The organism is Pseudomonas bijieensis, assembly GCF_013347965.1.
GTDB classification, from domain to species: Bacteria; Pseudomonadota; Gammaproteobacteria; order Pseudomonadales; family Pseudomonadaceae; genus Aquipseudomonas; species Aquipseudomonas bijieensis.
Window position 1 is genome coordinate 2,107,074 of sequence record NZ_CP048810.1, and the last position, 21,422, is coordinate 2,128,495.

Annotated in this window: 13 protein-coding genes; 6 read left to right on the forward strand and 7 right to left on the reverse strand. The window is 62.1% G+C overall.

The window, feature by feature from the left end; translation table 11 throughout:
• Positions 1–144: 144 nt before the first annotated feature.
• The 3 genes from zipA to GN234_RS09085 all read right to left on the reverse strand — a co-directional run bounded on the left by zipA (position 145) and on the right by GN234_RS09085 (position 5,398).
• Positions 145–990, reverse strand: coding sequence for a cell division protein ZipA (gene zipA / locus GN234_RS09075; RefSeq protein ID WP_109751546.1), 846 nt, complete (start codon positions 988–990; stop codon positions 145–147).
• Between the two features lie 258 nt (positions 991–1,248).
• A complete protein-coding gene (gene smc, locus GN234_RS09080; RefSeq protein WP_109751545.1) occupies positions 1,249–4,737 on the reverse strand; it encodes a chromosome segregation protein SMC in 3,489 nt (1,162 codons plus the stop codon).
• A gap of 1 nt (position 4,738) precedes the next feature.
• On the reverse strand, positions 4,739–5,398 hold the full coding sequence (locus GN234_RS09085) for a GntR family transcriptional regulator (RefSeq protein ID WP_109751544.1): 660 nt from the start codon (positions 5,396–5,398) through the stop codon (positions 4,739–4,741).
• 379 nt (positions 5,399–5,777) lie between these two features.
• Between GN234_RS09085 and xdhA the strand changes: the two genes are divergently transcribed.
• The 4 genes from xdhA (at position 5,778) to guaD (ending at position 11,915) form a co-directional block, all read left to right on the forward strand.
• Positions 5,778–7,232, forward strand: coding sequence for a xanthine dehydrogenase small subunit (gene xdhA, locus GN234_RS09090; RefSeq protein WP_163854678.1), 1,455 nt, complete (start codon positions 5,778–5,780; stop codon positions 7,230–7,232).
• Positions 7,225–9,624 carry a xanthine dehydrogenase molybdopterin binding subunit gene (xdhB, locus tag GN234_RS09095; RefSeq protein ID WP_176688317.1) on the forward strand — a complete coding sequence of 800 codons (2,400 nt, stop codon included), beginning with the start codon at positions 7,225–7,227 and terminating at the stop codon, positions 9,622–9,624. The genes xdhA and xdhB overlap by 8 nt, the downstream gene beginning before the upstream one ends.
• Positions 9,625–9,748: 124 nt before the next feature.
• Complete coding sequence (gene xdhC / locus GN234_RS09100) at positions 9,749–10,591, forward strand: xanthine dehydrogenase accessory protein XdhC (RefSeq protein WP_116831845.1); 843 nt, start codon at positions 9,749–9,751, stop codon at positions 10,589–10,591.
• A 19-nt stretch (positions 10,592–10,610) separates the two neighbouring features.
• On the forward strand, positions 10,611–11,915 hold the full coding sequence (guaD, locus tag GN234_RS09105; RefSeq protein WP_176688318.1) for a guanine deaminase: 1,305 nt from the start codon (positions 10,611–10,613) through the stop codon (positions 11,913–11,915).
• A gap of 131 nt (positions 11,916–12,046) precedes the next feature.
• Here the strand turns inward: guaD and GN234_RS09110 are convergent, their stop codons facing one another.
• Positions 12,047–12,811 carry a GntR family transcriptional regulator gene (locus GN234_RS09110; protein ID WP_003183531.1) on the reverse strand — a complete coding sequence of 255 codons (765 nt, stop codon included), beginning with the start codon at positions 12,809–12,811 and terminating at the stop codon, positions 12,047–12,049.
• Positions 12,812–13,054: 243 nt separating this feature from the next.
• On the opposite strand from GN234_RS09110, the gene GN234_RS09115 reads away from it, so the two are divergent.
• Positions 13,055–14,245, forward strand: a complete 1,191-nt coding sequence (locus tag GN234_RS09115) for a benzoate/H(+) symporter BenE family transporter (protein ID WP_116831843.1) — start codon at positions 13,055–13,057, stop codon at positions 14,243–14,245.
• A 159-nt stretch (positions 14,246–14,404) separates the two neighbouring features.
• Here GN234_RS09115 and GN234_RS09120 read toward each other — a convergent pair whose 3' ends face one another.
• On the reverse strand, positions 14,405–14,749 hold the full coding sequence (locus GN234_RS09120) for a YggL family protein (RefSeq protein ID WP_025212695.1): 345 nt from the start codon (positions 14,747–14,749) through the stop codon (positions 14,405–14,407).
• Positions 14,750–14,980: 231 nt separating this feature from the next.
• Between GN234_RS09120 and dacB the strand changes: the two genes are divergently transcribed.
• Positions 14,981–16,447: a D-alanyl-D-alanine carboxypeptidase/D-alanyl-D-alanine endopeptidase gene (gene dacB, locus GN234_RS09125; protein ID WP_176688319.1), complete on the forward strand. Its 1,467-nt coding sequence runs from the start codon at positions 14,981–14,983 to the stop codon at positions 16,445–16,447.
• Positions 16,448–16,597: 150 nt separating this feature from the next.
• Here dacB and GN234_RS09130 read toward each other — a convergent pair whose 3' ends face one another.
• The gene (locus GN234_RS09130; protein WP_109751536.1) at positions 16,598–18,982 is read right to left on the reverse strand and encodes a sensor domain-containing diguanylate cyclase; all 2,385 of its coding nucleotides are present in this window, start codon (positions 18,980–18,982) and stop codon (positions 16,598–16,600) included.
• A 143-nt stretch (positions 18,983–19,125) separates the two neighbouring features.
• Positions 19,126–21,396 carry a bifunctional 23S rRNA (guanine(2069)-N(7))-methyltransferase RlmK/23S rRNA (guanine(2445)-N(2))-methyltransferase RlmL gene (gene rlmKL, locus GN234_RS09135; protein ID WP_163854684.1) on the reverse strand — a complete coding sequence of 757 codons (2,271 nt, stop codon included), beginning with the start codon at positions 21,394–21,396 and terminating at the stop codon, positions 19,126–19,128.
• Positions 21,397–21,422: the final 26 nt, after the last annotated feature.

Here is a 21,422-nt window from a genome sequence, read left to right on the forward strand (position 1 = left end):
CGCTGGGCTGCGAAGCAGTCCCAAAGCTAACGACTCAACTAGCTGATAAGGCCAAGGCGCCAGGATTTAGGGCCGCTGCGCAGCCCAGCGGGGATAAATCCCCCTCGCCACAAAAGCCCTTCAGCCAGAAAAATTCTGCCGACTTTAGCGCTTCTGGGTCAGCGCCCGGCGCTCGAATTCGACGATACGCTGGCGGTAGTGTTCGATGGTCTGGGCGGTCAGCACGCTGCGCTGGTCGTCCTTCAACTCGCCATTGAGCTCCTGGGACAGCTTGCGCGCCGCGGCCACCATCACGTCGAAGGCTTGCTTGGGATGGCGTGGGCCTGGCAGGCCGAGGAAGAAGCTGACGGCTGGGGTACTGAAATGGTCGATGTCGTCCAGGTCGAACACGCCTGGCTTGACCGCGTTGGCCATGGAGAACAACACCTCGCCATTGCCGGCCATGCTCTCGTGACGGTGGAAAATGTCCATCTCGCCGAAACGCAAGCCACTTTCCAGGATGTTCTGCAACAACGCCGGCCCCTTGAAGCCAGCCGGGTCGCGGCAGATCACGCTGATCACCAGCACTTCCTCAGCCTGGGCCTGGTCTTTGTCGGCGCTCGATGCCTTGTTCTCGTCCGGGAAATCGTTGTCGCGACTGCTGAAGCTCGGGCCACCATCCAGGTCGAGATTCAGGTTCAAATCCCCCTGGGACGGCTCGCTGTTGCGCTTGCCGCGCTTGGAACCCGACTCCCGCGGCTCACGTGCAGGCGCGCTCATCGACGGCAGGTCGTGCTCGTCCAGCTGTGGCTCCTTGTGGGTGTCCAGCACCCGGGGCGGGCCCAGCAGCTCGGCGTTGTCATCCTCATCGGGCAGGTTCGACAGGCTGCGATCCAGGCGAAACTTCAGTTTCCCCTTGCCGCCGCGCATGCGACGCCAGCCGTCGAAAAGAATACCGGCAATGACAATGATGCCGATGACGATCAGCCACTCGCGCAGACCGATTTCCATGTAATCCCGTGCCTCTATAAAAATGCTGAAAAATAAGGGGTTTAGCTATTTGCAAACCGCTTTAAAACGTGGCGCCAACTCTATGTTCTGAATGGCGTTTTGCCCACGCACACGAAAAATTGACATTAAACTAGCACGACCAAAGATAACTTTACACCGTCTGTCGCACAGGCTCGTGCCCAAACTGTGAATTGAACAACAGGCACAAGGGTAAAAAATACCTACATCGTTCCCGGTAAATGCCCTACAGCCCGTGCTTCAGGCATCCACCATTGCCATGGCCTCCTCCACATCCACCGCCACCAGCCGCGAACAGCCTGGCTCATGCATCGTCACGCCCATCAGCTGATCGGCCATTTCCATGGCGATCTTGTTGTGGGTGATGTAGATGAATTGCACCGTTTCGGACATCTCCTTCACCAGCCGTGCGTAACGGCCTACGTTAGCGTCATCCAACGGTGCATCGACTTCGTCGAGCATGCAGAACGGCGCCGGGTTCAATTTGAAGATGGCAAATACCAGGGCCAATGCGGTCAGCGCCTTCTCGCCACCGGAGAGCAAATGGATGGTGCTGTTCTTCTTGCCAGGAGGACGCGCCATGATGGTCACCCCTGTATCGAGTAAATCTTCGCCCGTCAGTTCCAAGTAGGCGCTGCCTCCACCGAAAACTTTTGGGAAAAGTGCCTGCAAACCGCCGTTGATCTGATCAAAGGTATCCTTGAAGCGGTTGCGGGTTTCCTTGTCGATCTTGCGAATGACGTTTTCCAGGGTCTCCAGCGCCTCGACCAGATCGTCGTTCTGGGCATCCAGGTAGCGCTTGCGCTCGGACTGTTGCTGGTATTCGTCGATGGCCGCCAGGTTGATCGCCCCCAGGCGCTGGATGCGCTGGGCAATGCGCTCCAGTTCCTCCTCGGCTTCCTTTTCGTTCGCCCCGGCCACCAGGGTGGCGAGTACGCCATCAAGGTCGTAGCCGTCTTCCAGCAATTGGTCCTGCAAGGCTTTGCGCCGCACCGTCAGCGCCTGCCATTCCATGCGCTGCTGCTCCATCTGGCCGCGGATCAGTTGCGATTGCTGCTCGGCCTGGCTGCGGCGCTTCTCGGCGTCGCGCAGTTCGCGGTCGGCGTCCTCCAGAGCGATCTGCGCCGTCTTGAGCTCCTCGTCGACGCTCATGCGCTTGTCGAGCAACTCTTCGAGCTTGAGACGCAGCTCTTCCAGCGGCGCTTCGCCCTCTTCCAGATTGAGGCTCAACTGCTCGCGCTTTTCAGTAAGACGCTCGGACTGCATTTCCAGCCGCTCCAAAGCCTGGCGCGTGGAATCGTGCTGGGCCTTGAGCGAGCCCAGCCGCACCGCCAACTGATGGGCATGATCCTTGTGCTGGCGTGCTTCCTGACGTACCCGGTCAAGGCGTTCGCGCAGGCTGTCGCGCTGGGCCAGCAGCAGTTCGCGCTGTTCGGTGTCCAGGGCCATGGCATCGAGGGCTTCCTGCAATTGCAGGCGCGCCTCGCCGATCTGTTCGTGTTCCAGCGCCCGCTGCTCGCCCAACTCGGCAATTTCTTCTTCGAGACGGGTGCGGCGCAGCGCCAGCTGTTCGACCTTGGCCTTGCCAGCCGACAACTGCGCCTTGAGCTCGCCTTGCTGGCGCGCTTCGTCCTGCAACAGCCGCCGCAAGTGTTCGCGGCCGTTCTCCTGTTGACGCTGTTGCGCCCGCAGGTTCTGCAATTCGGTTTCCAGGGCTTCGACGCTGGCCTCGCGCTCTTCGCGCTCGGCACTCAGGTGTTGGATTTCCTGGCCGCGGGCGAGCATGCCGCTCTCGGCTTCGCTGGCCCGGCGCACCCGCAGGAAATGCCGACCAACCCAGTACCCGTCGCGGCTGATCAGGCTTTCACCAACGGCCAGTTGCCCGCGCAAAGCCAAGGCCTGTTCAAGACTGTCCACCGGCTTGACCTGCCCCAGCCACGGTGACAGATCGACCTGGGCCTCGACCTTGTCCAGCAGACTCCCGGGGATTCGTACCCCGTCGCCAGCCGGGCTGAGCAGACGCAGATCGCCCTGGGTGAAACCTGACAGGTCGAAGCCGCCAAAGTCATCCACCAGCACCGCTTGCAAGTCGGCGCCCAGCACGGTTTCCACCGCCAGTTCCCAACCGGCATCGACCTTCAAACCTTCGGCCAGTCGCGGACGTTCGGCCAGGTGCTGGTCGCGCAGCCATTCGGCGGTGCCGGTGCCCGGGTCCAACGCGGCTTGTTGCAAGGCCTCCAGCGAGGCCAGGCGCCCGTTGAGCCGCTGCAATTCGCCCTGGGCCTGTTGTTGGTTCTGCAAGGCCAGTTGCAAGGCTTGGCGAAGCTGCTCAAGCCGTTCGACCTGGGCATCCTCACTGGCCTGCAAGTCTTCGAGGGTGGCTTCGCTGGTCGCCAGTTGCTCGCTCAGATCCAGAATCGCGGCGTCTTCCGGGTCCGCCGCGAGCAAGGCGCGTTCTTCGGCCAGGCGACGCTGACGTTCGGCCAGGCGCTCCATGCTGGTTTCCAACTGCTGGATACGCGACTGCTGGACTTCAGCCTGACGACGCGGCTCGGCCGAGGTCAGGTTGAAGCTGTCCCATTGTTCTTGCCAGCCGTGCATGCTCAGCTCAGCTTCTTCCAGGGCCGCGGCAGCCTCTTCAGCGGCGGCACTGGTGATTTCCTGTTCCGGTGTGAGCCGGTCCAGTTCCTCGCCAAGGGTCAGCAGCAGCGTACGGTCGTGGCCCAGGTGCGATTCGGTCTCCAGACGCGCCCGCTCGGCTTCCTTCAAATCATCCTGCAACTGCCGCAGCCGTTGCTGGCCATGCTGGATGCTCTGCTCGACCCGGGCGATGTCGCCGCCCACGGAATAGAAGCGCCCCTGCACCAGATTGAAGCGTTCGGACAGGTCATGGTGCCCGTCACGCAGGCGCTCGATGGCGGCATCGGCGTTACGCTGCTCAGCCACCAGCGCTTCGAAGCTGACCTCCTGGTTGCCGATGATCGCCTCACGCTGGCCGACCTGCTCATTCAACGCCTGCCAACGCAGGGCCGAGAGCTGCGCCTTGAGCTGGCGCTCCTCGCCCTTGTACTCCTGATACTTCTTGGCCGCCTCGGCCTGACGGTGCAGACGCTCCAACTGGCGCTCGAGCTCTTCGCGCAGGTCGGTCAGGCGCGCGAGGTTTTCGTGGGTGCGACGAATACGGTTTTCAGTCTCGCGGCGGCGCTCCTTGTATTTGGAGATGCCGGCGGCTTCTTCGATAAAGTTGCGCAGGTCCTCGGGCTTGGCCTCGATCAGCTTGGAGATCATGCCCTGTTCGATGATCGAGTAGCTGCGCGGGCCCAGGCCGGTGCCGAGGAAAATATCGGTGATGTCGCGACGTCGGCACTTGGCACCGTTGAGGAAATAACTGTTCTGGCTGTCGCGGGTCACTTTGCGACGAATGGAGATTTCCGCATAGGCCGCGTACTCGCCCACCAGGGTGCTGTCGGAGTTGTCGAACACCAGCTCGATGCTGGCCTGGCTCACCGGCTTGCGGCTGGTGGAGCCGTTGAAGATGACGTCGGTCATCGACTCGCCGCGCAGGTTCTTGGCCGAGCTCTCGCCCATCACCCAACGCACGGCGTCGATGATGTTCGACTTGCCGCACCCATTGGGCCCGACCACCGCCGCCATGTTACTGGGGAAGTTCACCGTGGTCGGGTCGACGAAGGATTTGAACCCCGCCAGCTTGATGCACTTGAGCCGCACGTCAGGCCGCCGTCAGGGCAGAAACCACCAGATCGCAGCTGCGCTGGGCGTAGGCCGTGAGCACGATGCGGATCTGCGGCAAATCACGGGCCAGCACGGCGGCAAGCAGGCGCTGGAACAGGTCGAGGAACTCGCTCATTTCCGCCTTGCGCTGCTCCAGAGCCAGGAAATAGGCACGGCTCATGGCCGGCTGCAGGTTCTCGACGGTTTCCTGCAGGTACGGGTTGTTGGCAAAGGGATAGGCGGCGCGCATCACGCTGAAGCTTTCATCGACGAAGGTGCGGATGTCCTGACGCGCGTAGGCCTCGTTGAGACGCTGCTGGATCGCCACGAACGGCGCCATGTCGGCTTGTTCTTTCCAGCCATGGGCCACGGCGTTGCCCAGCAGGATGTACAGCTCGCTCATCAGCGCGCAGAGGCTGCGCACCTTGTGTTCGGTGAGTTCGGTGACGTGGGCGCCACGGCGCGGCAGGATCGCGATCAAATGGCGTCGCTCCAGGATCAGCAAGGCCTCGCGGACCGAGCCGCGGCTGACGTTGAGCGCCAGCGTGACCTTCTGCTCCTGGATGCGCTCTCCCGGTTTCATTTCGCCGCGAATGATGCGTTCGGCGAGGTGATGGGCGATTTGCTCGGCGAGGCTGTCCGGGGCCTTGAACGTCATGGTTGTCCTTCAAACTCTTCGATCTGCACAAGCGGCGCAGTGTAGCGCACTCGACACGTCATGGCGCAGGGCCTGCACCGGGTTTTTGGCACGATTCAAGCAAAAAGTTTGAGCCTCATCCTGAAACAGAACCTGTGGAAGAACCTGTGGGAGCGAGCTTGCTCGCGATAGCGGTCTGTCAGCTTGCATCCATACTGAATGTACCGCCGTCATCACGAGCAAGCTCGGCTCCCACAGGGTTCTACAGTATCCATAGAGCGCTGTTCATCGACCAAATGAACTTTCCTGACCTTTAAGTCAGAAAATCGTTGACCGAAAAGTCAGACCTGATAAATTCAGGCCCAGTCGGTACAACAATAATGAGTCTGCGAGGCCTTCCGTGATCCAGTTTTTACTCAACCAGGAACTCCGTAGCGAGCACGCCCTGGACCCGAACCTGACCGTGCTCAACTATTTGCGCGAACACGTTGGTAAACCAGGCACCAAGGAAGGCTGCGCCAGCGGCGACTGTGGCGCGTGCACTGTGGTGGTGGGCGAATTGCACACGGACGAAAAAGGCCAGGCGCGCATTCGCTATCGCAGCCTCAATTCGTGCCTGACTTTCGTCTCGTCCTTGCACGGCAAGCAACTGATCAGCGTCGAAGACCTCAAGCACCAGGGCCAATTGCACAGCGTCCAGCAGGCGATGGTCGATTGCCACGGCTCGCAATGCGGTTTCTGCACCCCGGGTTTCGTCATGTCGCTGTTCGCCCTGCAAAAGAACAGCGAGCACGCCGACGCCCACCAGGCCCACGAAGCCTTGGCCGGCAACCTGTGCCGTTGCACCGGCTACCGGCCGATCCTGGCCGCCGCCGAGCAGGCCTGCTGCGGCAAGCCAGCGGACCAGTTCGACGCCCGCGAGACCGAGACCATCGCCCGTCTCAAAGCCATCGCCCCGACCGAGACCGGCGAGCTCAATAGCGGCGACAAGCGCTGCCTGGTGCCGCTGACCGTGGCCGACCTGGCCGATCTCTACGACGCTTACCCCCAGGCACGGCTGTTGGCCGGTGGTACCGACCTGGCCCTGGAAGTCACGCAGTTCCACCGGACCCTGCCGGTGATGATCTACGTAGGCAACGTCGCTGAACTCAAGCGCATCGAGCGTTTCGACGATCGCCTGGAGATCGGCGCCGCCACTCCGCTTTCCGATTGCTACGAGGCCTTGAAAGCCGAATACCCGGACTTCGGCGAACTGCTGCAGCGCTTCGCCTCGCTGCAAATCCGCAACCAGGGCACCCTGGGCGGCAACATCGGCAACGCCTCGCCGATTGGCGACTCGCCGCCCCTGCTGATCGCCCTCGGCGCGCAGATCGTGTTGTGCAAAGGCCAGACCCGTCGCACCCTGGCCCTGGAAGACTATTTCATCGATTACCGGGTCACCGCCCGCCAGGAAAGCGAATTCATCGAAAAGATCATCGTGCCCCGGGCCAGTGCCGAACAGGCGTTCCGCGCCTACAAGGTATCCAAGCGCCTGGATGATGACATTTCCGCCGTGTGCGCGGCGTTCAACCTGCGCATCGACAACGGCGTGGTCCGCGACGCCCGCGTGGCCTTCGGCGGGATGGCCGCGACACCCAAGCGCGCCACGCATTGTGAAGCCGCCTTGATCGGCGCCCAGTGGAACGACAGCACGGTCGAGCGCGCCTGCGCGGCCCTGGCCGAGGATTTCACACCACTGTCGGATTTCCGCGCCAGCAAGGAATACCGCCTGCTCAGCGCCCGCAATCTGTTGCGCAAGTACTTCATCGAACTGCAAACGCCGCACATCGAGACTCGGGTGACCGCTTATGTCTAACCATCACGCCGTAGAAAAGACCCAAGCCGAACTGGCCGAGCTGTTCGCCCGCGACCTGAGCACCGGCGTGGGCCGCAGCGTCAAGCATGACAGCGCCGCCAAGCATGTGTCCGGCGAGGCGCAGTACATCGATGACCGCCTGGAATTCCCCAACCAGTTGCACGTCTATGCCCGGCTGTCGGACCGCGCTCACGCCCGGATCCTGCGCATCGACACTGCGCCCTGCTACGCCTTCGAAGGCGTGCGCATCGCCATCACCCACGCAGACATTCCGGGCCTGAAGGACATCGGCCCGTTGCTGCCCGGCGATCCGCTGCTGGCCATCGATGACGTGCAGTTCGTCGGCCAACCGGTGCTGGCCGTCGCCGCCAAGGATCTGGAAACCGCGTGCAAGGCCGCCATGGCGGCCATCGTCGAGTACGAAGACCTGGAACCGGTGCTGGATGTGGTCGAAGCCTTGCGCAAACGACACTTCGTGCTCGACAGCCACACCCACCAACGGGGTGATTCGGCCACGGCCCTGGCAAGCGCCGAGCACCGTATCCAAGGCTCGCTGCACATCGGCGGCCAGGAACACTTTTACCTGGAAACCCAGATTTCCTCGGTGATGCCCACCGAAGACGGCGGCATGCTCGTCTACTGCTCGACACAGAATCCCACCGAGGTGCAGAAGCTGGTGGCCGAGGTACTGGGCGTGTCGATGAACAAAGTCGTGGTGGACATGCGCCGCATGGGCGGCGGCTTTGGCGGCAAGGAAACCCAGGCCGCCAGCCCGGCATGCCTGTGCGCGGTCATCGCCCACCTCACCGGCCAGCCGACCAAGATGCGCCTGCCGCGTGTGGAAGACATGCTGATGACCGGCAAGCGCCACCCGTTCTACATCGAATACGACGTGGGCTTCGACAGCACCGGGCGCCTGCACGGCATCGCCCTGGAACTGGCCGGCAACTGCGGTTGCTCGCCGGACCTGTCGGCGTCGATCGTCGACCGGGCGATGTTCCATGCCGACAACGCCTATTACCTGGGCGACGCGACCATCAACGGCCACCGCTGCAAGACCAACACCGCGTCGAACACCGCTTACCGAGGTTTCGGCGGGCCGCAAGGCATGGTCGCCATCGAAGAGGTGATGGACGCCATCGCCCGGCACCTGGGCCTCGATCCGCTGGCGGTGCGCAAGGCCAACTACTACGGCAAGACCGAGCGCAACGTCACTCACTACTACCAGACCGTCGAGCACAACATGCTCGAGGAAATGACCGCCGAACTTGAGCAAAGCAGCCAGTACGCCGAACGCCGCGAAGCGATCCGTCGCTACAACGCCAACAGCCCTGTGCTGAAAAAAGGCTTGGCGCTGACCCCGGTGAAATTCGGTATTTCGTTCACCGCCAGTTTCCTCAACCAGGCAGGTGCCTTGATCCACGTCTACACCGACGGCAGCATCCACCTGAACCATGGCGGCACGGAAATGGGCCAGGGCCTGAACACCAAGGTCGCGCAAGTGGTGGCCGAGGTATTCCAGGTGGAAATGGACCGAGTGCAGATCACCGCGACCAACACCGACAAGGTGCCAAACACCTCACCCACCGCCGCATCCAGTGGCGCCGACCTGAACGGCAAGGCCGCGCAGAATGCCGCCGAAACCATCAAGCGGCGCCTGGTGGAGTTCGCCGCGCGGCAATACAAGGTCAGCGAAGAAGACGTGGAATTCCACAACGGCCATGTGCGGGTGCGCGATCACATCCTGACGTTCGAGGCGCTGGTGCAGCAGGCGTATTTCGCCCAGGTCTCGTTGTCGAGCACCGGTTTCTACAAGACCCCGAAAATCTACTACGACCGCAGCCAGGCCCGTGGCCGGCCGTTCTATTACTACGCCTTTGGCGCGGCCTGTGCCGAAGTGATCGTCGACACCCTCACCGGCGAGTACAAGATGCTGCGCACCGACATCCTCCACGACGTCGGCGCCTCGCTGAACCCGGCCATCGACATCGGCCAGGTCGAGGGCGGCTTCATCCAGGGCATGGGCTGGCTGACCATGGAAGAGCTGGTGTGGAACGACAAGGGCAAGCTGATGACCAACGGTCCGGCCAGCTACAAGATTCCCGCCGTGGCCGACATGCCACTGGATCTGCGGGTCAAGCTGGTGGAAAACCGCAAGAACCCCGAAGACACGGTGTTCCACTCCAAGGCCGTGGGCGAACCGCCGTTCATGCTTGGCATCGCCGCGTGGTGCGCGATCAAGGACGCCGTGGCGAGCCTGGGGGATTACCAGCACCAACCGAAAATCGACGCCCCGGCGACACCGGAGCGGGTGTTGTGGGGGTGCGAGCAGATGCGCGGGTTGAGGGTGGCGAAGGTTGGGGAAGCTGAAACCGAGTTGGCTTCGCTCTAGGACCGTGGCGCAGCCTCATCGCGAGCAGGCTCGCTCCCACAGAGAATGGTGAACACCAGCCAATGTGGGAGCGAGCCTGCTCACGATGAGGCCCGAACAGACAACAGAAATGTTGAGGTGAACTATGTACAACTGGATCAGCGCCCTCGCCGACCTGCAAGATCGCGGCGAACCCTGCGTGCTGGTGACGATCATCGAAGAGCTCGGCTCCACCCCGCGCAACGCCGGTTCGAAGATGGTCATCAGCGCCAGCCAGGCGTTCGACACCATCGGTGGCGGGCACCTGGAATACAAGGCCATGGAGATTGCCCGGGACATGCTCGCCAGCGGCCAGCAAAGCACCCATCTGGAACGCTTCAGCCTCGGCGCCAGCCTGGGCCAGTGCTGCGGCGGTGTGACCGTGTTGTTGTTCGAACCCATGGGTCAGGTCCAGGCGCAGATCGCCGTATTCGGCGCCGGCCATGTCGGTCGTGCCTTGGTGCCGTTGCTGGCGAGCCTGCCCTGCAAGGTGCGCTGGATCGACTCGCGGGAAGCCGAGTTTCCCGAACACCTGCCCCACGGCGTGCGCAAGATCGTGACTGAAGACCCGCTGGATGAAGTCGACGAATTGCCCGCCGGCAGTTACTGCATCGTCATGACCCACAACCACCAGCTCGACCTGGAGCTGAGCGCCGCGATTCTCAAGCGCAACGATTTTGCCTACTTCGGCCTGATCGGCTCGAAGACCAAGCGGGTCAAGTTCGAACATCGCCTGCGTGATCGGGGTTTCGACAGCACCACCTTGCAGCGCATGCGCTGCCCGATGGGCATCGGCGAAGTCAAAGGCAAATTGCCTGTGGAAATCGCCATCTCTATCGCCGGCGAAATCATCGCCACCTATAACGCCGATTTCGGCCAGCACACCGCCCGCGCCGAACCGATTGCCAAGCTGCTACCGGCCTCGCGCCGTAGCCAGGCGAACCGTTGAACAATCGTTGAGTATTCCCATGCCCCTGACACGCAAAGCCTACCGCGCCGCCCTGCTCCACAGCCTCGCCGACCCCGCCGAAGTCGGCATCGAGGCGTCCTATGAATATTTCGAAGACGGTTTGCTGGTGGTGGAAAACGGCCAGATCAGCGCCATCGGCCATGCCCACGACCTGCTGCCGACCCTGGCGGCGGACATCGAAATCAAGCATTACCCGGATGCGCTGATCACCCCCGGCTTCATCGACACCCACATTCACCTGCCACAGACCGGCATGGTCGGTGCCTATGGCGAGCAATTGCTCGACTGGCTCAATACCTACACTTTCCCCTGCGAAAGCCAGTTCGCCGACCAGGCCCACGCCGATGCGGTGGCCGATATTTTCGTCAAGGAACTGCTGCGCAACGGCACCACCACCGCACTGGTGTTCGGCAGCGTGCACCCGCAATCGGTGAACTCGTTTTTCGAAGTGGCCCAGAAGCTCGACCTGCGCATGATCGCCGGCAAAGTGATGATGGACCGCAACGCCCCGGACTATCTGGTCGACACCGCCGAATCGAGCTACACCGAAAGCAAGGCGCTGATCGAGCGCTGGCACGGCAAGGGCCGGCTGCACTATGCCGTGACCCCGCGCTTCGCGCCTACCAGCACGCCGGAACAATTGGCCCTGGCCGGTCAGTTGCTGGGGGAATATCCAGACCTGTACATGCAGACTCACATCAGTGAAAACCTGCAGGAAGTGCAGTGGGTCAAGGAACTCTTTCCGGAGCGCAAGGGTTACCTGGACGTCTATGATCATTACCAACTGCTCGGCGAGCGCTCGGTGTTCGCCCATGGCGTGCATTTGTGCGACGACGAATGTGCGCGCCTGGCCGAGACCGGTTCGGCCATCTCCTTCTGCCCGACCTCGAACTTTTTCCTCGGCAGCGGCCTGTTCAATCTGCCTATGGCCGAGAAGCACAAGGTGAACGTAGGGTTGGGCACGGACGTGGGCGGCGGCACCAGTTTTTCGCTGCTGCAAACTTTGAACGAAGCCTACAAGGTGATGCAGTTGCAGGGCGCGCGGCTGAGCCCGTTCAAGTCGCTGTACCTGGCCACCCTCGGCGGCGCCCGGGCACTGCGCCTGGAGGACAAGATCGGGACTTTGCAGCCGGGTACCGATGCGGACTTTCTTGTGCTGGATTACAACGCCACGCCGCTGCTGGGCTATCGCCTCAAGCAGGCCTGGGACATTGCCGAGAAGTTGTTTGTGTTGATGACGCTGGGGGATGACCGGACGGTGGCGCAAACTTATGCGGCTGGCCGGTTGGTGCATCAGCGCTAGATTCTTGTTGCCTGCCAGATCGCCAATCGCGAGCAGGCTCGCTCCCACAGGGGAATGTGAACGACACAAATCCACTGTGGGAGCGAGCCTGCCCGCGATAGAAGGCGACTCGGTATAACTGGCTCAATCCATCAGAGTTTGGCCGTCGACCGCCCCGGCTTCTTGCTCTGCAACAAATGCGAGAACACCGCATGCAAGTCATCCGACGCGCTTTCCTCGTCGAGGTTGAGCTTGCTGTCGATGTGATCCATGTGATGCATCATCAGGTCCACCGCCAGCGTGGCATCGCGGGCCTCGATGGCGTCGATCAGCTGGGTGTGTTCGTCGTAGGAACAGTGGGAACGGTTGCCGCTTTCGTATTGGGCAATGATCAACGAAGTCTGCGACACCAGGCTGCGTTGGAAGCTGATCAACGGCGCGTTCTTCGCCGCTTCGGCGAGCTTGAGGTGGAACTCGCCCGACAGGCGGATGCCGGCGCCGCGGTCGCCACGGGAGAAGCTGTCGCGCTCGTCGCTGACCATCTGCCGCAGTTCAGCCAGTTGTTCGGCGGTGGCATGCTGCACCGCCAGTTCGGTGATAGCCCGCTCTACCAGCCGTCGGGCCATGAACACCTGGCGCGCCTCTTCGACACTCGGGCTCGCCACCACGGCACCGCGATTGGGCCGCAGCAGCACCACGCCTTCGTGGGCCAGGCGTGACAGCGCCCGGCGAATGATCGTGCGGCTGACCCCGAAAATCTCCCCCAGTGCCTCTTCGCTCAACTTTGTACCGGGCGCCAGGCGTTGTTCGAGGATGGCCTCGAAGATATGCGCATAGACAATATCGTCCTGGGTTCCGCTGCGGCCGGCTTTACCTGCTCGCGGTTGTTTCTTGAGGGGCTGCAACTGTTCGTTCATGGGCACTCGAGTCGGGAGAACTGCGGCGAATTGACCGTGACTGTAATACGGCACAGCGGGTCGCTGGCAAGTATCGCGTAAAAAACAGCTCGATTGTACACAACCTCTGATGGCAACACGACTGTATGGCTGTTTGCGGGCATGGCTGTATTGCAATCGGTGACTTCGTTGAGTTTAGGCTTAAACCCGCAATCCGTGGCTCCACCAGGCCAGGCAAATCTACAATAAGGACCACTCTGCACCATGACCGAAGTCACGACCACGCCACTTCGCCCGCTGGCCGACACCTCGCCCTCGGCCATCGTCGCCGGGTTCATCGCGATGATGACCGGCTACACCAGTTCCCTGGTACTGATGTTCCAGGCCGGGCAGGCAGCGGGGTTGAGCAGCGGGCAGATTTCCTCGTGGATCTGGGCGATTTCCATCGGCATGGCGGTGTGCTCCATCGGCCTGTCGTTGCGTTATCGCACACCGATCACCATCGCCTGGTCGACACCCGGCGCGGCGCTGCTCATCACCAGCCTGGGCGGCGTGAGTTACGGCGAGGCCATCGGCGCCTACATCACCTGTGCGGTATTGGTGACGGTCTGCGGCCTGACCGGCAGTTTCGAGCGCCTGGTCAAGCGGATTCCGGCCTCACTGGCGGCGGCGTTGCTGGCGGGGATCCTGTTCAAGATCGGCAGCGAAATCTTCATCGCCACCCAACATCGCACCGGCCTGGTGCTGGGGATGTTTTTCACCTACCTGTTCGTCAAGCGCCTGTCGCCCCGCTACGCGGTACTGGCGGCACTGTTGATCGGTACGGCGTTGTCGGGCCTGATGGGGTTGCTGGACTTCAGCGGCTTTGTCCTGGAAGTCGCGACGCCCGTCTGGACCACACCACACTTTTCCCTCGCGGCCACCATCAGCATCGGCATTCCGCTGTTCGTGGTGGCGATGACCTCGCAGAACATGCCCGGCATCGCCGTGCTGCGGGCCGACGGCTACAACGTACCGGCCTCGCCGCTGATCACCAGCACTGGCATCGCTTCGTTGCTGCTGGCGCCGTTCGGTTCCCATGGTATCAATCTGGCGGCCATCAGTGCGGCCATCTGCACCGGGCCGCATGCCCACGAAGATCGCAACAAGCGCTACACGGCGGCGCTCTGGTGCGGGGTTTTCTACGGGATCGCCGGAGTGTTCGGCGCAACGCTGGCGGCGTTGTTCGCGGCGCTGCCCAAGGAATTGGTGCTGTCCATCGCGGCCTTGGCGCTGTTCGGGTCGATCATCAACGGCTTGAGCATCGCCATGAGCGAAGTGAAGGAACGGGAAGCGGCGCTGATCACCTTCATGGTCACGGCGTCGGGGATGACGCTGTTTTCCATCGGCTCGGCGTTCTGGGGGATTGTGGCGGGGGTGTTGACCTTGCTGATCCTGAACTGGCGCAACGCTTAAAAGCATCGCGAGCAGGCTCGCTCCCACAGGGTTGTTGTGAACGACACAGATCCCTCTGTGGGAGCGAGCCTGCTCGCGATGGCGGCCTGAAGGACAACATCTACCCAACAGACAGGCACAAAAAAACCGGCGCCCGGAAGGGCTGCCGGTTTTTTTACATCAAGCGACCGGATTGATCGGCTTTTCCGGGTACCAGACGTCCATCAGCGGGCTGACTTCCACGCTGGTCAGCTCAGGACGTGCCTTGAGCCAGGCTTCAACGGCAGCACGTTGCTCCTGGGTGACCGAACCACGCTTCTGCAGGCAAACCAGACCGTAGTCGTCACCGCCGACATAGCCCAGGCCGTTGGCTTCCATGGCTTCTTTCAGGAAAGCGTCGAGGAAAGCGTCAATAGCCTCATCGGCCAGATCTTCTTTGAAATCCAGGTTCAGTTCGAAACCCAGCTCTTGAAATTCATCCACGCACAGTTTTTTGCGCAGACGCTGGGAACGGTTAGTCGCCATTGGAACAATCCTCATAAGTAATAACGGCCGGCACTTTACCAGTTTGGTGCGTCGATTGCCCGACTGATCGGGCGTATCGACCTACCGTCGGTAAAAAATAGCATTCGAAGGGCTCAGGCACGGCCCAAGCCGTTGCGGCTTGGGGCATAATGCCGACACTTTCATGACCGTTGAGGACGTTCATTTTCATGTCCTCGTCTTTTCCCCCTCGCCCGTAGGGTTTTATTTCAAATGATCAAATCTTTGCGTCCACTGCTTCTGGCCAGCCTTCTTCTTCCCCTGGCCCTGCCTGTCACCACCCACGCCGCCACGATCAATACCGCCCTGTCGCCCAACGTGCAAAAGGCCCTCAAGGCCAGCAAGCTGCAGGATGACGCCCTGTCCCTGGTAATGATCCCGCTCAACGGCCCCGGTACCCCGACCCTGTACAACGCCGACGTTTCGGTGAACCCGGCGTCCACCATGAAACTGGTGACCACCTACGCGGCCCTGGAAATGCTCGGTCCCAATCACCAGTGGAAAACCGAGTTCTACACCGACGGCACCCTCAGCGGCGGGATTCTCAACGGCAACCTGTACCTCAAGGGCGGCGGCGACCCCAAGCTGAACATGGAAAAACTCTGGCTGCTGATGCGTGACCTGCGGGCCAACGGCGTGCAGCAAGTCACCGGCGACCTGGTGCTCGATCGCGGCTTCTTCATCCAGCCGCAACTACCCGAGTTCAACGACGACGGCAACGACGAGAACAAACCGTTCCTGGTCAAGCCCGACTCGCTGCTGGTCAACCTCAAGGCCCTGCGCTTCGTCGCCCGCAATGACGGCGGCCGGGTGCTGGTGTCGGTAGAGCCACCGATTGCCAGCATTCGCATCGAAAACCAGGTCAAGGCCGTCAATTCCAAGCAATGCGCTGGCGGCGTGCGCTACAACCCGGTGACCCAGCCGGACGGCAGCGTGACGGTGACCGTCGGCGGCCAGCTCGGCGACGGTTGCAGCTCGCAGACTTATCTGTCGCTGCTGGACCACGCCACCTACACCGCCGGTGCGGTGCGGGCGATCTGGAAGGAACTGGGCGGCAGCATCCAGGGCCAGGACCGCCTGGCCCCGACCCCAAGCAACGCCAAGGTGCTGGCCCGGGCGTTCTCCCCGGACCTGGCGGAGATCATCCGCGACATCAACAAATACAGTAACAACACCATGGCCCAGCAGCTGTTCCTGAGCCTGGGCGCGCAGTTCCGCAACGAAGCCGACGGTGACGACGCAAAGGCGGCGCAACGGGTGGTGCGCCAGTGGTTGGCGAAGAAAGGCATCACCGCGCCACACCTGGTGATGGAGAATGGCTCCGGGCTGTCCCGCGCCGAACGGGTCAGTGCCCGGGAAATGGCCGCCATGCTGCAAGCCGCCTGGCGCAGCCCGTACTCGGCGGAGTTCATCAGTTCGATGCCGATTGCCGGCACCGACGGCACCATGCGTAAACGCCTCAAGACCACTGCCATGGCCGGTGAAGCCCACGTCAAGACCGGTACCCTGAACACCGTCCGCGCCATCGCCGGCTACAGCCGCGACATCAACGGCAATACCTGGGCGGTGGTAGCGATTCTCAACGATCCGAAGCCTTGGGGCGCATCTTCGGTACTGGACCAAGTGCTGCTGGACCTGTACCGCCAGCCGAAACTGCCGCAGACGGCTTCGGTGCTCTGACCCGGCACAAACCCAATGTGGGAGCCTTCTCGCGATTCGGTCGGTCAGCGAACATCTATGTTCAATGACACACCGCTATCGCGAGCAGGCTCGCTCCCACAGGGAATCTGTGTCATACACGCACTTGTGCCCGCAGAAGATCAATCGGGGCTAACCCAACTGCACTTCGACCCGATCCCGCCCGGCCTGCTTGGCTGCATAAACGCCAGAGTCAGCCCTTAGCAGCAACGCATCGGCGCCCTCCCCGGCGCGCCAGGTGGCGATACCGAAGCTGGCGGTGACAAAACCCACATCCTCGATGGGCGCTGCCCGCAAGCCTTCCCACAGCCCCAGCGCCAGGGAATAGGCACTGTCGCTGTCGGTGTCCGGGCACAGCACTACGAACTCTTCGCCACCCAGCCGGCAGAACACATCGGTGCGACGCAACCGTTGGGCGACGCGCTGGCAGACCACCTGCAGCACCCGGTCGCCCACCGCGTGGCCATGCTGGTCGTTGATGCGCTTGAAGTGATCGATGTCGAGCATGATCACCGCCAGCCCCCCGGAACCGCGTTCGACTCGGGCCATCTCCGAGGTCAGGCGTTCCTGGAAATAGCGGCGGTTGCGGATGCCGGTCAAGGCGTCGGTCACGGACAAGGCTCGCAGCTCTTCCTCCACCCGCTTGAGATCGGAAATATCCGAGATATAGCCGTGCCACAACACCCCGCCGCCGGGCAGTTCCTCGGGCGTGGCCTCGCCGCGCACCCAGCGCAGGCCGCGCAAGGGCAACTGCACCCGATACTCTTCCCGCCACGGGCTCAAGGTGTGAGCCGAAGAACGGATCGAAGCGCGAACACGCGTGCTGTCCAGTGGGTGGATGCGCGAGAAGATCGCCTCGGCGTTCTGCACCAGCACATCGGGCTCCAATTCATAGATGTCGCGAATGCCGTCGCTGGCATAGATCACACTGAAACGGCCGTTGAAATCCATTTTGAACTGGTAGATGCCTCCGGGCACATGGGCGCTGAGTTTTTTCAACAACAGGTCTCGGGCGGCTAATGCTTCGTGGACACGCTTGCGTTCGGTGATGTCAATACAGATTGCCAGGTGCCCGACCCACAGCCCCTGGTCATCGAGCATCGGAGTGGCGAGCATGTTCACGGTCAGGTGGCTGCCATCGCGGCGCACCAGGGTCCACTCCCGCGCCTGTTGTCCGCCCTGCTCGCCGCCCTCGAGCAGCATCGCATGACACGTGGGAATCGGTTTGCCAAAGCGCGCGCCGAGTTGCGCGGCGCGGGCCTGGAGTTCGCGCGGTACATGCAGGCCTTCCAGGGTCATGCTTTGCAGGACCTCGCAGCTCTGGTAGCCGAGCATCTGTTCGGCGCCAGCATTGAAGGTGGTAATGACACCGCGCAGGTCAGTGGCGATGATCGCGACCTGGGTCGCGGCATCCAGCACACCACGCAATTGGCCGTGGGTACCGCGCAACTCCTGCTCCCGGGCGCGCAACTCAAGGGTGCGTTGCTCCACCAGTTTCAAGGCTCTTTGCCGCTGGCTGACCAGCACATAAAGCAAGGCGCTGAGCAGCAGACTGAGCAAGCCGCCGAGTATCACCATGCTGGTGACCGACGAATGATTGGTCGACAGGAACACCCGGCTGGGACGCAACTCCACCCGGTAGTCGCGATCGGCCAAGCGCAATAGACGGGTCGCCGACAAATCACTACGGCCCACAGGGTTGTGGGACTCGAACAGCGCCTCTTCCGCGTTTTCGACAGACAGGTCCATGATCCGCATCGACAGATTGTCGTGACCGGACGCTGGCAGTCCGTCACCTACCAGTTGCCGCATGCTGATGGCCGCCACCACGTATCCGAACGGTTCGCTGGCCGATTCCCGGATAACCGGCGCAACCAGCAGTACTCCGCGGGTAAACACCGGGTCGGCGCCCATCAGGTCCACGGGTTGCGAGACCACCAGTCCGCCGCGCTGACGGGCACGTTCGAGGGTGGCACGGCGCAAGGGTTCGGAAAGCAGATCCAGGCCCAGTGGTGCCCCGTAGGGAGTCCGATTGTGGATGTAGAGCACCGGTGCGTATTCGTCCCGCTCGGCGGCCTGCCGCAAGCCACCGTTGTCATCCGCCTCGCGGATCGCAAATTGGCTGGCCACTTCGGCCCGCGCCTGCTGTTCGAACGCTTGCCGTTCGTCGCGTAGCACCCTGGGTGCCCAGGCGAAGGCCCGGGTACGGCGCAACAGTGCGTCGGCGTAACCATGGAATTCGCTGTCGGAGACATCTTCGGAGTTGGCAAAGAAGCGTCCCAGGCTGTCGAGGAGTAGCTCCTCGTCCTGGAAATGTTCCTCGATGCGGCTGAAACGCTCCTCTGCTTGCAGTTCGAAGCGCTGGCGCAATTGCTGATTGAACAGGTTCATCATCGCCCAGGTCAGCAAGCCGGTCAGGACCGTACCGGCCAGCAGGACCAGCGAAGCCACCAGCCATGCCGACACATCTTCGCTGATAAAGCCCAGTATCCTGGGGCGCACCTGATGCAATGCCATAAATACAACTCAGAAAGGAGCCAGGCATAGGCACAGCCCTGGACACAGCCTAAGTTATAGCTATTAGCCATTACTTTGACCAGTCCCCAAATGAGGCCAGAAGCCTTGAAATACAAGGCTTCGTGGATCCAATCAGCTACGAGTCAACGAGACATGATCTTCCAGGCACGGTGGATCTTACCGTTGCGTGCAAAATCCGGATCAATGGTCTTGGCTGTGATCTCTTCCACCGCATAACGCTCGCCGAGGTTATCTTCGAGCTGGAACTTGCGGAAGTTGTTGGAGAAGTACAGCACACCGCCCGGTGCCAGGCGCGCCATGGCCAGGTCCAGCAACTGGACATGATCGCGCTGCACGTCGAACACTCCCTCCATGCGCTTGGAATTGGAGAAGGTCGGCGGATCGATGAAAATCAGGTCGTACTCATCACGGCTGGCTTCAAGCCAGGCCATCACATCGCCCTGTTCCAGACGGTTCTTGTCGGAAAAACCATTGAGCGACAGGTTGCGCCGCGCCCAATCCAGGTAAGTTTTCGACAAATCGACACTGGTGGTGCTCCGGGCACCACCCTTGGCAGCGTGGACGCTTGCGGTCGCGGTGTAACAGAACAGGTTGAGGAAACGCTTGCCAGCCGCTTCCTTCTGGATCCGCAGGCGCATTGGCCGGTGGTCGAGGAACAGGCCAGTGTCCAGGTAGTCGGTGAGGTTGACCAGCAGCTTCACCCCGCCTTCGTTGACCTCGGTGAACTTGCCCTGGGCGCTCTGGCGCTCGTACTGCTTGGTGCCGCTCTGACGCTCGCGGCGCTTGATCACCACGCGGCTCTTGTCGATGTTCAGTGCCTGGGGAATGGCCGCCAGGGCGTCGAACAAACGGGCCGAGGCTTTTTCCGGGTCGATGGACTTTGGCGCAACGTACTCCTGAACGTGCACCCAGTCGTGGTACAGGTCAATGGCCATGGAGTATTCCGGCATGTCGGCATCGTAGACCCGGTAGCACTCAACGCCTTCACGCTTGGCCCACTTACTCAGCGACTTGAGGTTTTTTTGCAGGCGATTGGCGAACATCTGCCCGCCTTCGCTCAACCGCGCCTGCTCGACCACAGGGGCTGGCGACGGGGCCGGTTTGATCGGGTTGCCGTTCTTGTTGTACTGGCGCTCTTGCGGCACTTCCGGGGTTTGATCGTAGGCGGCCTGCTCACGCTCGGCCTGACGCTGTTCCGGGCTACGGCGCTCGCCGGTGACGAACTGATCCGGCAACACCTTGATCAGCAGTAACTTGCACGGCAAGGCCCCGTTCCAGAACGAATACTGCTTGTGGCTGCGAATGCCCATGCGCTTGCCCAGATCCGGCGCACCAGTAAACACCGCCGCCTCCCAATTCAGGCAGGCCTGGCGCAGGCGCTCGCCCAGGTTCTGGTAGAGGTAAAGCAGGCTGGCTTCATCGCCCAGACGCTCACCGTACGGAGGGTTGCAGATCACCAGGCCCTTCTGGTTCTGGTCCGGACGGGGTTCAAAGGTGGCGACTTCGCCTTGATAGATCTTGATCCACTCGCTCAAGCCTGCACGCTCGACGTTGTTGCGGCCCGGCTGGATCAGCCGCGGGTCGGCCTCGTAGCCACGAATCCACAACGGCGGCTTGGCCAGCCCGGCGGCGGCGCGGGCGGTCGCCTCTTCGTGGAGCTTCTTCCACAGCGCCGGCACGTGGCCGAGCCAGGCGGTGAAGCCCCATTGCTGGCGGCGCAGGTTCGGCGCCATGTCGGCGGCGATCATCCCGGCCTCCACCAGGAACGTGCCGACACCGCACATCGGGTCGGCCAGCGCCCCGCCTTCAGCGGCAATACGCGGCCAACCGGCGCGGATCAGGATCGCGGCGGCGAGGTTTTCCTTCAGCGGCGCAGCGCCCTGCTGCAAACGATAGCCGCGCTGGTGCAGGCTGTGGCCAGAAAGATCCAGGGAGAGGATCGCTTCGCCACGGTCCAGGCGCAGGTGGATGCGCAGGTCCGGGTTGAGCTTGTCGATGGACGGTCGCTCGCCTGTCGGGGTGCGCAGCTTGTCGACGATGGCATCCTTGACTTTCAAGGCGCCGAAGTGGGTGTTGTCGATGCCCGAGCCGTGGCCGCTGAACTCCACCGCCAAGGTGCCATCAGCGAGCATGTGGTCTTGCCAGTCGACGTCCAGCACGCCGTGGTACAGGTCTTCGGCGTCCTTCATCGGGAAGCGCTTGAGTACCAGTAACACGCGGTTGGCCAGGCGCGACCACAGGCACAGGCGATAGGCCGTTTCCATGTCGGCCATGCCGCGCACGGCGGAGGTGTGCTCGCGCGCCTCTTCAAGGCCAAGCCCGACGGCTTCCTCGATGAGCAGGCCTTCGAGGCCCTTGGGGCAAGTGAGGAAGAGTTCGAAACGATCGGACATGGGATTTCCAGAGCCTTTGGCTAAGT

Coding starts and splice junctions, on each gene's coding strand:
- xdhC (WP_116831845.1), top strand. CDS start 9,749: ATGTACAACTGGATCAGCGCCCTCGCCGACCTGCAAGATCGCGGCGAA.
- GN234_RS09110 (WP_003183531.1), bottom strand. CDS start 12,811: ATGAACGAACAGTTGCAGCCCCTCAAGAAACAACCGCGAGCAGGTAAA.
- GN234_RS09130 (WP_109751536.1), bottom strand. CDS start 18,982: ATGGCATTGCATCAGGTGCGCCCCAGGATACTGGGCTTTATCAGCGAA.
- dacB (WP_176688319.1), top strand. CDS start 14,981: ATGATCAAATCTTTGCGTCCACTGCTTCTGGCCAGCCTTCTTCTTCCC.
- guaD (WP_176688318.1), top strand. CDS start 10,611: ATGCCCCTGACACGCAAAGCCTACCGCGCCGCCCTGCTCCACAGCCTC.
- xdhB (WP_176688317.1), top strand. CDS start 7,225: ATGTCTAACCATCACGCCGTAGAAAAGACCCAAGCCGAACTGGCCGAG.
- GN234_RS09120 (WP_025212695.1), bottom strand. CDS start 14,749: ATGGCGACTAACCGTTCCCAGCGTCTGCGCAAAAAACTGTGCGTGGAT.
- GN234_RS09085 (WP_109751544.1), bottom strand. CDS start 5,398: ATGACGTTCAAGGCCCCGGACAGCCTCGCCGAGCAAATCGCCCATCAC.
- zipA (WP_109751546.1), bottom strand. CDS start 990: ATGGAAATCGGTCTGCGCGAGTGGCTGATCGTCATCGGCATCATTGTC.
- GN234_RS09115 (WP_116831843.1), top strand. CDS start 13,055: ATGACCGAAGTCACGACCACGCCACTTCGCCCGCTGGCCGACACCTCG.
- rlmKL (WP_163854684.1), bottom strand. CDS start 21,396: ATGTCCGATCGTTTCGAACTCTTCCTCACTTGCCCCAAGGGCCTCGAA.